The organism is Akkermansia sp., assembly GCF_020860705.1.
Taxonomy (GTDB): Bacteria; Verrucomicrobiota; Verrucomicrobiia; order Verrucomicrobiales; family Akkermansiaceae; genus Akkermansia.
In genome coordinates, this window is sequence record NZ_JAJBTT010000014.1 from 19,414 (window position 1) to 34,716 (window position 15,303).

General features: G+C 57.1%; 8 protein-coding genes. 3 read left to right on the plus strand and 5 right to left on the minus strand.

Features of this window, described 5'->3' with window-relative positions:
- Positions 1 to 418: 418 nt before the first annotated feature.
- Positions 419 to 2,422, plus strand: a complete 2,004-nt coding sequence (tkt, locus tag LIO64_RS02660; protein ID WP_290547905.1) for a transketolase — start codon at positions 419 to 421, stop codon at positions 2,420 to 2,422.
- 423 nt (positions 2,423 to 2,845) lie between these two features.
- On the opposite strand, the gene LIO64_RS02665 is transcribed toward tkt, so the two are convergent.
- From LIO64_RS02665 to LIO64_RS02685, 5 genes are all read right to left on the minus strand, one after another.
- Entirely contained in the window at positions 2,846 to 4,426 is a 1,581-nt protein-coding gene (locus LIO64_RS02665; protein ID WP_290547906.1) for a hypothetical protein, read from the minus strand.
- Positions 4,427 to 4,450: 24 nt separating this feature from the next.
- A complete protein-coding gene (locus tag LIO64_RS02670; protein ID WP_290547907.1) occupies positions 4,451 to 7,321 on the minus strand; it encodes a sulfatase-like hydrolase/transferase in 2,871 nt (956 codons plus the stop codon).
- Between the two features lie 76 nt (positions 7,322 to 7,397).
- On the minus strand, positions 7,398 to 8,186 hold the full coding sequence (locus LIO64_RS02675) for a PEP-CTERM sorting domain-containing protein (RefSeq protein ID WP_290547908.1): 789 nt from the start codon (positions 8,184 to 8,186) through the stop codon (positions 7,398 to 7,400).
- A gap of 372 nt (positions 8,187 to 8,558) precedes the next feature.
- Entirely contained in the window at positions 8,559 to 10,394 is a 1,836-nt protein-coding gene (locus LIO64_RS02680) for a GreA/GreB family elongation factor (protein WP_290547909.1), read from the minus strand.
- A 110-nt stretch (positions 10,395 to 10,504) separates the two neighbouring features.
- On the minus strand, positions 10,505 to 12,220 hold the full coding sequence (locus LIO64_RS02685) for a hypothetical protein (RefSeq protein WP_290547910.1): 1,716 nt from the start codon (positions 12,218 to 12,220) through the stop codon (positions 10,505 to 10,507).
- A gap of 424 nt (positions 12,221 to 12,644) precedes the next feature.
- Between LIO64_RS02685 and LIO64_RS02690 the strand changes: the two genes are divergently transcribed.
- The gene (locus tag LIO64_RS02690; RefSeq protein WP_290547911.1) at positions 12,645 to 14,969 is read left to right on the plus strand and encodes a sulfatase-like hydrolase/transferase; all 2,325 of its coding nucleotides are present in this window, start codon (positions 12,645 to 12,647) and stop codon (positions 14,967 to 14,969) included.
- Positions 14,970 to 15,016: 47 nt separating this feature from the next.
- Positions 15,017 to 15,196, plus strand: coding sequence for a hypothetical protein (locus LIO64_RS02695; RefSeq protein WP_290547912.1), 180 nt, complete (start codon positions 15,017 to 15,019; stop codon positions 15,194 to 15,196).
- Positions 15,197 to 15,303: the final 107 nt, after the last annotated feature.

The window sequence follows — 15,303 nt, forward strand, 5'->3', positions numbered from 1 at the left end:
TGTCAATTAAAGTTTCTTCCAAATCCCGGAAAGGAAACAGCGTGCTTCCGGCCTCCTTTCCCGGGGAGGGATGCTTTCACTCCACATGCCGTCATCCCGGTAAAGGCGGTTGTCGGCCTGCAATCGGTTATTACCCAACCCTTCCGGGAGAAATGTACCCTGCTGGCGGGAAACCCGGCTAAAGTTATCAAAAACAGAGGAAAATGAAGCCGTGAACGATCAATGAAGCAAGGGGTCCCCACCTATTCCCAGCGGCTTCATGCCGTAAATCGCCCGGGCATGCCGGGCCGTGTGCCGCAGGGGCCGGACGGGAATGCCGTGCGCTTCCATCTTCAATGCTTTTCCCCGGCTCCACACGGTTGCCGGAGACGCATTTTAGGCTTCCAATATGGGGCTGATCTGCTCATATTGCCCGGGCATGAATCTTGACCTTCTCCAAAAAGCCGCCAACCAGGCGCGGGGCCTCGCCATGGATGCCGTTCACGACTGCGCATCCGGCCACCTGGGCCTGCCGCTGGGGTGCGCCGAAATCGGGGCCGTCCTGTTCGGCGATTTGCTCAACATCTGCCCCTCCCAGCCCCGCTGGCTCAACCGTGACCGCTTCATCCTTTCCGCCGGCCACGGCTCCATGTTCCTTTACGGCTGGCTGCATCTGTCGGGATTCAACATCAGCATTGAAGATCTCAAGGGCTTCCGCCACAAAGGCTCCATCACGCCGGGCCACCCGGAATTCCGGGATACGGAGGGCGTGGAATGCACCACCGGCCCCTTGGGACAGGGGATTGCCAACGCCGTAGGGTTCGCCCTTTCCGCCAGGCGCGCCGCCGCGCGGTTCAACAAGCCAGGCATGGACATCTTCACCCAGCACGTTTTCTGCCTTACGGGGGACGGCTGCCTTCAGGAAGGCGTGGCCCGCGAATCGCTGGCCCTGGCCGCCGTCCTGAAGCTGGACAATCTTATTCTCATTTACGATTCCAACGACATCACGCTGGACGCCCCTGCGGACCGCACCCAGCTGGCGGACCCGCGCGCCGTATATGAAGCCCTGGGCTGGGACGTGCGCCAGATTGACGGGCACGACCTCAGCGCCATCGCGGAAGCGGTGAAAGCCGCCAAGGCGGCCAAAAACGGCAAGCCCCAGCTTATCATCGCCAAGACGGTGATCGGCAAAGGTATTCCCGGCATTGAAGGAACCACGAAAGGCCACGGGGAAGGCGGCGCGAAGCTTCAGGAAGAAGCCCATGCCAACTGGGGTATTCCGGCCGGAGAACGCTATTACGTCTCTGAAGACGTCCGCGCCTGTTTCCAGGACCTCCGCGCCAAACGGGAACAAGCCTTCCAGGCCTGGAATGCCGCCTATCAGGAATGGCGCCAGACTTATCCGGAACTGGCCGCCGAACTGGATGCGGGCATCAGCGCCTGCGCCAACGGCGTCAACCCTGCCGACTCCGACAAGGCCATTCCCGCCTTCCCGCAGGATTACAGTGACGCCACCCGTTCCGCCGGAGCCGTCGCCATCAATGCCATTGCCAAGGCGGATCCCTGGTTCCTGACCACCAGCGCGGACCTGTACAGCTCCAATAAAAACTATCTTTCCGGCGGAGGGGACTTCTCTGCGGAAACCCCGGAAGGACGCAACTTCTGGTTCGGCATCCGGGAACACGCCATGGCCGCCATCTGTAACGGCATGGCCTATGACGGCCTGTTCCGCGTAAGCGCCGCCACCTTCTGCGTCTTTGTGGACTACATGCGCGCCGCCATCCGCGTGGCCGCGCTGAGCGGGCTTCCCGTCACCTACATCCTGACGCACGATTCCGTGGCCGTAGGGGAAGACGGACCCACCCACCAGCCGGTGGAAACCGTTTCCGGCCTCCGCGTCATCCCGAACCTGGACGTCATCCGTCCGGCAGATCCGGAAGAAACCGCAGGAGCCTGGATAGCCGCCATGCAGCGCGCCGACGGACCTACCGCCCTCATCCTGACCCGCCAGAAAGTGGCCACCCTGAATGACATTCCCGTGGAAACGCGCCGTCAGGGCGTTCTGAAAGGCGGCTACATCGCCCGTCATGAACAGGGAGCATTGCAAGCCATCATCCTGGCCAGCGGATCAGAACTTGAACTGGCCCTGAAAGCCGCAGAGAGCATCGGAGAAGGAATCCGCGTAGTTTCCATGCCCAGCTTCTTCCGCTTTGACGCGCAGCCTGCGGAATACCGGGAAAGCGTTCTGCCCTCCTCCTGCATGAGAAGGGTCTCCGTGGAAGCCGGCGTAACGGACCTGTGGTGGAAATACCTGGGCTGCCAGGGTGAAGCCGTGGGCATCAACCGCTTCGGCTTCTCGGCGCCCGGCGCGCAGGTGCTGGAAGAACTCGGCATGAACGTGGAAAACGTTGCCGCCGCCGTTCGGAAGGTTCTTGCCAAATAATCTGCGGCTCTTGCCGTCACCCGTTTTCAGGGGCTGTTCCGCCGCATGTGGAACAGCCCTTTTTGATGTTGCGGGGAGAACATCATACGGAAAAACGGCTCTAACACACCCAGGGGAAATACATACTCAGGAAAAGTGCCCCGTGTATTCCTAGCTGCCGCCGGAAATACACTCTCCCGAGCCGACTGGGAATGAGGGCCTCCCGGCCCTCATAAAACGGCAGCCGGACATGCAATAACAAAGTTTCTCCTGATCAGGGACGGGAGCCCCTAACTCCCAGGGAAGACCCTAATGAACATGCACGGCGTATCATGCCTGCCCTCCGGAACACATCTTCCCGGGCCGGCTGGGAATGAGGGCCTCCCGGCCCTCATCGCCTCGTTTCATCAAAAAACAGCTCCACTTCTCCCTGCCTTCACCGCCCTATTCCCGCGTCACTTTCAATCTCAGGAAACGCCGCGCCGGCGCATGGCCGTCTATCGCCACGGAATCCCGGTATTCCGCATGGTCGCCTTCGGGCTCCACTACGGCCTCCTCCGTCCAGTTGACCAGGTCTTCCGTACTTTCCACGATAAACGTCACATCCGTGGCCGCCGGATTCACCGGCCATTCCAGTACCAGATGCCATTCCCCATTCTCCTGCCCGGTTGTCAGCTTCGTCACGCTTCCACAGGGTTTGGTCGGATCCAGCCCTGTGGCATACTTCATCAGGTTGGTGACGCCGTCGCCCGCAGGACATGCATCCGGGTTGGTCTGATCTTCAGGCGTTCCTTCCGTAAAGTGGTCATCCTTCCATTGGTCATACGGGGAAGGCGTGCGCGTCCAGACCAGCACCAGAGTGCTCTTTCCTGGCGCATCTTCCTGCCGCAGGGAAAAACTGCCCGCCTGTTTCCAAGCTTCCGCACTGGCGGCATCATAGGAAACGGAAGGAAGCGCCGCCATGGAAAGGGAATTTCCTTCCACCAGCTTCCAGCTTTGATACTTCTCCTTCCCTGCCATGGCCGGAAGCGCCACGTGCAATTCCGCCGTACCGTCCAGGGAAACGGGCCCCTCCACGCTCCATGGGGCGGCCTGGCCGGGAGTCTGCGGAAGAGAAAAGGACAGGCACGCGCCGGGGGACACATCCAGCCGCGTCATTCCGCGTATCCCGGCATTTGCGCCCAGCCGGACCGTTCCGGCTTCCACACTCACCGGAAAACGGCACAGGGAAACGCCTTCCCCGAACCCCAGCGTTCCGTCCCCCGTTTTTCTCAGGCTGGACGTGGAAGAGTATCCCGCAAAGGAATAAAGAGGGTCTTCCATGCTGATCAGGCAGTCCCGTTCCGCCTGCATGACCACGCGGACATTTCCCATCACCGTGATGGAATTGGCCACGCCGCCCGCAGAGGAACCCACGGAGCGGCCCCGGTAGTTGCCGCTGAAGGAAATGGGACGGGAAGAATCCGCAGAATGGAAGTTGAGGACGGTTGGGGCCTCCGCACTGTTTCCGGAGACATAAATGGCGCCCCCCAAATTGCCGGCGCCGTTGCCGGAAAACGTACAGCCGCTTTCCACGTTCACCGTGCGCACGTTCTCTCCATCATTGGCGTCCAGGCACACAGCTCCTCCGTTGAGGGCCGCCGCATTGCCGGTAAAGGAGGAACCTGCCGCCACCTGCACGTCTCCACGGCTGTAGAGCGCGCCGCCGCTGCCTTCCTCCGCCCGGTTGCCGGTAAACGAGACGGCATCCTGCTGAACGACGGAACCGGCATAAAGAGCGCCGCCCTGGGAAAAGCCGCGGACCGTATTGTTCTCATAGGAAGCCGTTCCGGAAAAAGTGACCTTCCCGTAATCCAGCGTGCCTCCCCCGTTGCCCGTCTTGTCGGCATTGCTGGCGCCGCCTCCGGCATTGATGATGGTATCACCCATAAGCAGGGCCCCGGAAAGAAGCAATCCGGAACAGAGGGCCAGCCCGGTCAGGCGGCCATGGGATGCGGAATGAAGGAATAGCCGTGGTCTATTCATGAAATTCATCTGCTGGGGAAAAAGTTATTCCTGAATGGGGACCACGGAGGACGAATCATCGGGATCAGTCTCTCCGGGGTCGACGAGTCCGTTGCCATTGGCGTCTTCAATGAGATCAGGCACGCCGTCCCCGTCGGAATCCACCTCCGGCAGGTCCGGCATGCGGATATAGGCTGTTCCTATGATCTGCCCATTTTTCGTGAGAACCGGAAATTGGGCATCCACTTTGTTCAATTCCCGGATCAGGGAACGAGCCATGCGCATCAGGCGTTCCTTCTGAGCGGGATCCTGCGCCAGGTTATTGCTTTCACTGATGTCATCCTTCAGATTGAAAAGCTGCCACGGAAAACGGCCCGCTGTTTGGTAGCCGTTGCCGGCCCACAGGGCCGTATTGGCGTACTGGTCCATGTAATTATAAATGACCTTCCAGTCCCCTTCACGGTAGGTGGAATAGAAATTGGCGTAGGTATGATGGTGCGGGAAGTGGTGGTAGATTTTTTGCGTACGGTGGAAGGACGCGTCATTCCTGAAATAGGGGCTGATGTCTTCTCCATCCACCTGCTGATCCACAGGCACCTTGAGCTTCAGCATGCTCAGAATGGTGGGATAAATGTCCCAGATGGCCACGATATCATGATTGACGGCATTCTGGGGGATAGGGTATTCCTGCTGGACAGGGCTGGAAGGGTCCACTTCCGCCCACCCTACGATCATGGGAACGCGGGTGCCTCCTTCATAACGGCTGCATTTGCGGCCTCTGAGGGGGGCTACGGCGCTTATTTTCTCAACATTGGGAACATTCTGGGACTGGTCCATCTGGATAGGGGAGTCCCCGCCGTTGTCGGACATGAAAATAATAAGCGTCTTGTTAGCCACGCCCAGCTCTTTCAGGTAATCCATCAGGTCTCCCAGGGACTTGTCCATGCCGCCGATCAAGGTGCCGAAGTTGCGGAGATTGGCGTTCATGACCACGCCCGGTTCAAAGGAAGACCCATCGGGATAGGTATTGTAATCCCCGTTGGGGTCCGGCTGGTCATGACGCTGGTGGACGGCATAATGGGTCATGTAGGCAAAAAAGGGCACGTTCTTATCCACGGCATCTTTAATCTCCCTTTTCATTTCCAGCGTCAGGGCGTTGGTCAGAAAGTTTTTCTTCCTGTCTTCCTCCGAGGAAGTTCCGTAGTACTTCTCCAGATCCGGAACATGGGTATTCCCGCTGCCAAACTGTTCTTCCCCCTTGTAGGAAGCCGGCTGGCCGGCGGAACAGCCGGCGATGTTGACGTCAAACCCCAGATTGGCCGGGTTGGAATAGCGCTGGTTGGAGGGAGCAAAGTGGGCCTTTCCCACGCTGATGGTCCGGTATCCCGCGTCCTGCAGAACCCGGGGAAGAGGAATTTCCTGTTCGCTCATCCCCGCCATATTCCACTGGGGAGCCCGGATGTGGGGAAGCGGACCGCCGCCGGACTCATTGAGAGTCGGGGAATCCACAGCCGTCCAGTTGGTCACCCGGTGATGGGCGGAATTTTTCCCTGTCATCAGGGAAGTACGGCCGGGAGAACAGACCGGGCAGGAATAGGCATTCGTGAATTTCAGCCCCTGGGCCGCCAGCCTTTCCATGGAAGGCGTCTTGTAAAACCTGTTCAATTCCGTGACCACCGGCTGGCCGTCCTTATAGTAGAATGGAACGGACGTATCCTGCCAGCCCATATCGTCCACCAGGAAAAACAGAATATTGGGCGTATTCTCCGCCAGAACAGAAACAATCAGGGATTTACTCTTTTTCGTGCCGTCCGCGGCGGCCAGGGTCAGCGTATACTGCGTAGTCTCCGCAGGATTGACCTGGAGGGTGCCGGAACCGGATTCACTGCTGATGGGGATGTCTTTTCCGTTCCCCGTCAGCGTCAGGCTTTGCGCCATGACGGTGCTCCAGGTCAGCGTGGCCTTTTCCTCACTGCCGGGAACAAGCCTTTTTTTGTCCGATTCAAAGAGAAGAATTTCCGGTTCCTGCCTCTTGACGGTCACCGTCACTTCCGCCGTGGATTCCGTTCCGTTTTCATCCGTTGCTTTCAGCACGTAGGTCGTCGTGGTTGGAGGGGTCACTGTAACGGAACCCGTACCATTTTCCGTGGTAACGGGAATGTCCCCGTCATCCTTGATGCTCAGCGTAACGGTATGGCATTTCCAGGTTTTCCAACTCAGGACGGCTCCGGCGGAGTCCCCTTCCATGATCTCTGAAGGAGCCGCCGTAAAAGACATGATGCCGGGGGACGGCGCAATAAGGCGGATGGCGTTGATCGCGGAACGGGTCTGGGCGGCGGCGTTGCCCGTAATCGTGATGGTTCCGTTCGTGACCGGCACATACCGCAGAACGACCTTGTTCCCCCCCTCCTGAAACGTGCCGGAAAACGTGCCGCGGTCCCGGATAGTTCCGGTGATGCCGTTCGCCGTATAAAGCATGTCACGGTTGGAATCATTGCAGTCTCCGTAAATCTCCACGTGGCAGTATTCCGCCATGGAGCCGGGCAAATGGGAAATCACCGCATTTTCCGCCCCCCTGATTCCGGCCCAAGAATCCATCAGCAGGAAATCGCGGTTCCTGCCTGTGGAAAAGATCCCGTTGGTTTTGCAATAACCGGACTTCAGAACGCACCCGGCCTCCGTTGCCGTGCCCTCCGTGGTTTTCAGGGTGGCGGCAGTCGTTGAGACATTCTCTTCCGGCGTGATGAAATTCCAGATCTTTCCTTCCTCCGCCAACGTACCGGGCTCCGCTTTCAGGAACGCCGCTTCCGTGGCCGTAGAGCCATTCAGCACACCTATCCCTATTTCTTCAGCATGCGCCAGGCAACAGGCGGCCAGAACAGTCGGAATCCATCCAAGCCAATGCAGTTTTCTCATCGTGATCTTCCGTTCGCAAATAAGAAAGCGCCGGCCGTTCTTTCCACAAACAGCCGGCGCTCGCGTCAAAAAGGCGTTATGCCCGGCGACGGCGCATCAGCAGAACGCCCAGGCCCAGCAGGCCCAAGCTTGCGGTGGCCGGTTCCGGCACGGAGGCAAGAGCCAGGGCACCGATGTTGCCGGAACCTTCTGATTTCAAATTCAAGGTGGTATTGTCAGCAGTGACGGTAAACGTATACTCCACAAGAGCCCAGTCGCCTTCTCCCCTGCCCAGCGTTAAATCCGTGCCGTTCAGACTGGCAGACATTCCGGCTGAGTGATCCAGGATATTGGCAGACAGCCCTGTGATTCCCGTGCCGTCCAATGTGTAGGTGGAAGAAGCGGTCCCATAAGTAGTGTTGCCGCGGCCGACCAGCATGGTCAGGGTATAGACCCCGGAAGACAGGCCACCCAGCTGCATGGTATAATTCCCGCTGGCAATGTTAATACATCCGCCGTTGTCACCCGTTGCCATATCCGCACCAAATATATCGAAAAATTTATTCGGATTTTGGACAGAATCATAGGAATCCTTGACATTGCCTGTCGTCAGACAGCCCGGTCCTCCGCAGGCGCCGGCTCCCGTTTTGATGGTGATGCCAGTAGAGTCTCCATCAAAGGCCGTAAGGCCGGAAGAGGTATAGCTCTGCCCATTGCTACCTGTCGTGATCAGGTTCACACTGCCTGACTCCCCAAGATAGGTGCCAGTGAAAGTAGACATCCCTCTGTCCAAAGTATTCACCCCGAACGTTACCACCACTGTGGACGCATAGCCCGTGATGGAAGAGAGTACCAGAAATGCTGTTAACAGCAGGGTTTTCTTCATAAGAATAAGAATTATTGGTTAATAAATGCCGGGAAGCATTTCCTCTCTCCTAGCGGATTGTGAATCCGTTACAGATTTGAAAATTTTTTCAAGAACATATTCTATGTAGGAATCTGATAATAAGGTGTTTTGATTTTCGAGTCCGGAAAGGGAAAGTTATTGGTCGCTAAACAATCTGGTCTTACAAATGATGCTTCATTTCGCTAATGCACTTATAATGATAAAATAAAATTCAAATAATGGCTTTTTTGGTTGACCTCGGATTCACAATCCGTCATGCGGCATAAAAATTTTCCATGAACAAAAAAATCCCTCTCTTCTAAAAAGAAGAGAGGGATTTTAAAATGTTTACTTTCAAGGAAAAACAGCTTTTTAAAAAGCCGCTTCGATCTTCGTGATGGTGAACACCTTTTTCTTATCGCCGTCCATCGGAACGATTTTTACCTGGTCTCCCACGCTCTTGCCCGTCAGCTCCTTGCCCACCTGGGAAAGATAGGAGACAATGTGTTTTTCCGGGTTCGTATCCCAAGCGCCCAGAATAGTGTACACCACGGCATCTCCGCCATCCAGCGGCTGCAGGGTCACCTTCGTGCCCATCGCGGCGCGGGAAGTATCCGTCACGACAAAATCCGTGCCGCGGGCCAGCGCCAGCGCGTGTTCCAGCTCTGAACGGCGGCGGTTGAGCACCTTTTCCACTTCCTTGGCGTCCTGGTAACCGCCGTTTTCGCGGAGGTCCCCCTCCGCACGGGAAATCTTCTTGTTGTGCAGGTTTTCCGGAATCTTCACGTTCACCAGTTCTTCAAGCTCCTTCTTCCGGGCTTCCAGGCTTTCCCAGGAAACAAAGATCGGCTCCGGCTTGTCGGAAGTATCCACCAGGGCGTCCAGAACGATGGAATGCAGATCCGGGAACACGCTGATCACGCGAGCCATCAACGCGCCGCGGTCCTGTTCTGAAAAAGCGGAGGTGTTGTACAGCATCTTGGCAAACTGGCGCACCTCCGCTGCGTCCTGTCCCTTGATCATCTCCTGGATGATATTCTTGTCTTCCATGAACAGGTTCTTCAGGCGCAGCATGCGGTTGGGGCCGCCGTCCATGTGGTCCTGTTCAATCAGGGAAAGCATGGCGATGCCTACGGGCAGCCCGAAGAGGGGCTTGGAGGCGTCATGCCTCTGGCGGCAGATCCAGATGAGGGACTCCGCCGGCAGGTTCTGGCGCAGCAGTTCATGCTTCAGATGCTTGACGAGGACCTTGTCCTGCCCTTCCTCAATCAGGAATTTGGCAATTTCCCCCACGGCGCGGGCGCCACTGGCATCAAACAGGGTCAACGCCTTCTGCGGCCATTCTTCGCCAAAAATGTCGGGAAGGACGGCATACACGCGCTTCTGGCGCACGGCCGGCATGGAATTGAGCACTTCCGCGAAACGCTCCACATCCCCAATGCCGGCTTCCACCAGGGAACGGAGGGGATAGCACTCCTGGGCGGCTTCCGTGTTCTTCACGGCGGCAATCAGGTCATCCCGCAGAACGGCCAGCTCCAGCACCTGCTGCAAAGCCAGGCTTCCGCCATTGCGCACATCGGCGTCCACCGCCTGGATCAGGGTATTGACAACGGCCGGCTCTGCGATCACGGCTTCCATCTTGATGCCGTCAAGCACGCGCACCTTGGCCTTCAGGTCGGCGGCCTTGTTGTAATCCTCCAGGGCCGCCTGGGCACGGGAAATAATATTGGAACGGAGGGTAATGCGTTCCCCCTTGCGGGTAGGCATCATGAACTGCACGTTGGAACGCAGCATGGCGCGCACCTTGTCCCACCAGTTCTTCCATTTATCCTCCGCAATGACGGTGCCTTTCAGCGCGGCTTCCAGTTTTTCCGGGGTGAGGGAATTGCCGTAGCCCTGCAGCGTGATGCGCACCAGTTCCACGGGATCATCCGCAGCCAGGCTGATCAGTGCTTCCGTATCTTCATAACGCCTGGCCAGGAAGTGGCCTTCCTCCAGGAACTCCAGAATCCGGGGGGCAAATTCCAGGGCAACTTCATGTTCCGGATTTTCTTCAAAATCAATAATCAGCTTCTTGGCAGGCAGATTCCAGGAAATGACTTTGCCAGCGCCCCAGGAAGAATGGAAGCAGTAACGGCCAGGTGCGATGCGATCAAGTTTTTCAGCGAGAGAGGGGGTGATTTTCCCCAGAGACAATAATTTCTCCAAGTCGGCGTGCATACTAAAGCACATGATACGCCCGCCCCTACCGGTATCAAGACTAAATTCCCGCTTCATTCCGGCTCCCTCCCTTCCAGCTTTCCGGCGCTTCACCGGATTCACCATAGATAACGGCTGCCGAAGTTCCCGAATTCCTCATCATTCCCCCCGCTTCCGGACTGCGGATTCTTCCCCTGGAGCTCCTCATGCATTTTCCTGATATAACAGGCGCTCTCCTCCACACAGGACACTTCATAGGATTCATAGACGGATTCCAGAAATTGGAGCACAGCCTTCGCTCCTTTCTCCCGCGGGGAAATGATCCGCGTAGTCCCGTCATCCCCGCGCACGACAATCATGGAAATATCATCCGCCTCCGGGTTGGCGGGGACATTCGGAGCCGGAATTTCCCTGCGGGCAATCCGATTCAGAATCATGACGGACAGGCTGGACAGCCTGTCTCCCAGCGCCATCCATTCCCGCTTGACCCTGGGGCCGTATTCTCCACTCGCCTCCGGCTCCCCTTCATAAGGGGAAAGACGCCGTTCCGGAACTCCGCGGAAAAAATAGTCCCAGTACACCAGCTCTGGATTAGTGTTCCGGGCAAAAGCCCGGCCCATTTCCGCACCATTCACGTAAATTCCGGTTACTCCCCGCTCTCCAAACCAGAGCGCGGCCGGTTTTCCCCCGGCCCCTTTCGGAAAAAGGTCATGCCACAGGGGATTTTCTTCCAGCGGCTTGAAAAAACGTTCCCGGTATCCCTTGACGAACGCTTTTTGATCCGGCTCAGGCTTTGCCGGCTTCTCCTCTTCTCCCTCCGGCAGGGCGGAACCGGCACCGGAAAGGCCCTCCGCCGTTCCTTCCCTGTCTTTTGCCCTCTCTTTATCCAGGCTTTGGAAATACCGGTCCATCACATCCTGCACCCATTTTTCTGAAACCATGGGAGGGGCCTTGTCTCCCACTTCGGAAGCATGCCGGCGTACCTTGGCGCACTGTTCCATCAGCCAGCGTTCCGTCTCCTCATTCCAATCATCCATCATCGCCATGTCCATCAATCCGTGGACCAGATCCATCATGGAGCACCTCATGCTGCCGGCTCCGGAGCATAAATCTTCACCGACCGGCCCCGAAGCTCCGCGGAAGTAGCAATAATCTCCGTCCAGCCGTTCCAGGTACTCACGGTACAACCTCATGGAAAACGTTCTCTTTGTTACGGTCTCATCCCAGGTCCGCCGAAGAGCCTCCGCAAGAGCGGGCTTCAGCATGACACGCCCTCTTCTCACCTCATTCCTGGAATACAGGTAGGGATTCACCAGGGACTCCATCCAGGCTCCAGCCATCATTATCCCGTCCCGGAAGCCGGGGGCATACCATTTATCCTCCCCCTTTCCCAGAACATGGAAAGGGTTTTCCTCCAGAATCCAGTCCCAGCCGGCCAGCAGGCTGTGCATTGCGGGAGCCCACAGGCAGGCCGCCAGGGAAACTCCGGACACCATGTTCCTCGTCTGAAGATTGACGATCGGCTTCTGGCTCAACATCTGCATGCTTTGAGCCCCTACGGACCGGGCCCAATACAACGTATCCCCATCCAGATAAAACCCGGATTCCTGATCAAAGGAACCCAGGTAAATGCACGCATACTTGAAGGGAGGATTTTCCGGAAACAGGGTGGGCCAGTAAACGGCGGCCGCTTTGCCCCAATAGGCCTCCTTCCATTCCCATGCGAAATACTGTTCCGGAGCAGCCGGACGTCCGGTCACATCTTCTTCGGCACAGGCAGGAGAAAAAACGGCGGCCAGGACAAATACCCATCCGTAAAACCAAAAGCGGAACATAAACTATTCTTTTAACAACATTAAAAAGACAGGTCAAGTTCACAAAAGCAACTAAAAACCAAGATGAAACATAACCCGCTTCTTTCAACTCTCCCACCTATTGAAATCCATCTTATTTTTAAATTTTAATATATTGATTATTAAAATGTTATAATGTATCCAGATCTTCTGGCGCCTGTTTTTTCCCCTGACTTTTACGGGAATGCAGCCATGCTGAAATTTTCTTTTCCTCCCGGTTTTCCGTCCGTCATGTTTGCATGTGCGGCGCCCGGTTTCTTTTTCATGCTTTCTCGGAGATCCGCGGCTGACCCGGAACACGGAAGACATTCATTTGAAGATCGGCAAAACAACTTCACAAAGTAATATTTTTGTCAGAAACGCCATCGTGCCCACGTAACAATAACCAGTTTAACCGACTGACGCCATGATTTTCCGCCGTTTTTTTCTCTCCGCGCTGTTCCTGATTGTTCCCTGTTCCGCCAATTCCCTCGCAGGGGAAACCGCAAGGCTGAAAGGGATGGCCGGCTCCAAACCCAACATCATCCTCATCCTGGTGGACGACATGGGATGGGGTGAAGTGAACGCCTTCTGGGAACATCCGGAGCTTAATGGAAGAACGGTCCCCCGCGAGCACAGCTTTAAAACGCCCACCCTGGACAGGATGGCCGCGGAAGGCATGCAGCTGCGCCGCCATTACACCACGTCTCCAGTCTGCGCCCCCGCCCGCGCCGGCCTGATGCTGGGGGTGCACATGGGCCACTCCCGGGTGCTGCGCAACAAATGCTTTGACGATCCCATTGAAAATTCCCACACGCTGGCCACGGTGCTGAAAGGAGCCGGCTATGAAACGGCCGCCGTCGGCAAATGGGGTATCGGCGGCGGCGGGGAATCCGCAGGCGGCAAGCCAGGCTACCATTACAGCATGAGCGCCACCCCTGACCAGCGGGGATTCGATTACTTCTACGGTGTCGTGGACCACTTGTCCGGCCATTTCCACTACCTCGGGGAAAACATGAAAATAGCGAAGAACCCGGACCTCGGAAAGGTATGGGAATACAACCATCTGGATGACGCCCCCCGGCTGAGGAACGTAAGATCCACCGTCCCGGATACGGCCTATGACACGGACATGTTCGCCGCCCGCGCCAAAAAATGGATCATGGACCACCATGCAAGAACTCCCTCCCAGCCTTTCTTCCTGTACCTGGCGTTTCCCGCTCCGCATGCCAACAGCGTCGTGCCGGCCTGCGCCTACCCGCCCGGGCTGGGCGTGCACGGAGGGCTGCAATGGGTGGAGAAAGACGGCCTGGCCACCAGCAATACGGGAACGAAGGCCCTGGCCGAAGCCGCAGGAGTGAAGGGGAAGTATGAGAAGGATTCCTACATTCATCCGGACAACGCCGCTCCCTGCATTGACCAGGAAGTGGAACGCCGCCACGCCACCATGATACGCCGCGTGGACGACACCATCGCGGATATGATCCAGACGCTCAAGGAGCTGGGCATTGACGACAACACGATGATCGTCTTCACCTCCGACAACGGCCCCCATCACGAGGGAGGCGCGGACTCCAAACACTGGCACGGCGCGAAGAATCCCGCCTATTTCCGGGCTTACGGCATGATGGACGGCATTAAGAAGGATACGTGGGAGGGCGGCATGAGGGAACCAACCCTGGTGCGCTGGCCCAAATACATCAACAAGGGAGGCATTTCCCTGAACGCCTCCCAGTTCCAGGACTGGATGGCCACCTTTGCGGAGGCGGCCGGGGTGCCCGTGCCCGCCCGCTGCGACGGCGTTTCCCTGCTGCCCACGCTGGCAGGCGTTCCCGAACGGCAGAAGAAGAGCAATATCTACGTGGAATACTTTGGAGACCTGGTCACGACAGATTTCCAAGACTTCCTGCCCGCCCACCGGAATGTGAAGGGGGATACGGACATGCAGCAGGTGGTTTACGTGGACGGCCTGAAAGGGGTGCGCCGCCAGGGGGGAGGAAACAATGATGACAGGAAACTCAATCCGGAGAAGGATTTCATGATTTTTGACACGAAAAAGGATCCGCAGGAGGCGAAGAACCTGGCCTCCTCCAGGCCGGACCTTCAGGAAAAAATGAAAGCCCGCGTACTGAGGATGAGGCGCTCTTCCGCGCCACAGTCCGTCCAGGGGCTGGACGCCGCCTGCGTCCCTTCACTCTCTCCCTGCCCTTCCGGCTTGAAACCGGGGCTGGCCTGGCGTGTATGGAACCGTAGCTTTGACTGGGTTCCGGATTTCTCCCAGATGGGTTCTCCGGACGCCGCTGGACACACGGCAGGCGTAAACGTGCAGGTAACGCCTTCCCTGGCCCGGAAAGGCGTGGAACTCAGCGGCTACCTGACGGTGCCTAAAGACGGGGAATATACATTCTACCTGAACACGGACGCCGGAGAAGGCTCCAAGGCCTTCGTCCACCTGCATGACATGCAGCTGATTGACGCGGACTTCAACTACATACCCGGAGAAGAAGCGGATTCCCGCGCCGTGCAGGGCGTGGCGGAAGACGTACTGGCAAAAATCGGCCCCGCCGCCCTGGCCGCCCAGACGGTAAAACTGAAAGCCGGCCTCCACCCCATCCGGATTGGTTATGTAGGAAAAACGCCCTCCTCCTCCCTTTCCCTGAAATGGGAAAACGCTGCTGCGGGCCTCAAGAAGCAGGACATTCCTGCCGAAGCCTTTTCCTGCATCTCCTCAAACCCGGCGGCCCGGCACTGACAAAACGGAAAAAGCCTCCGTTTTGCGCAGCTCATACGGCTACGGCCATGCAGCCCCATAGCCCGGAACGGTCCCTCCTGCGTACCATTTCGGGCAGCAGCCGCCCCATCTCCGGCACAAGTCGGCGCAAAAACGCTCATCAGGATGAACACCCATCTACGAATTTGGGCGTCTCCTGTTCCTCTCACAAACTGGAAAAGGTAGCCCTGACGTTTAAAATTATTTAAAATCAATAAAAAACATTAAATTATCCTCGATTCCAAATTCGGATTTCATATCAACGGATTTCAAATCCGGAGTCAAGTGGGGAAACCATTTTTTTTATTTTCATCAT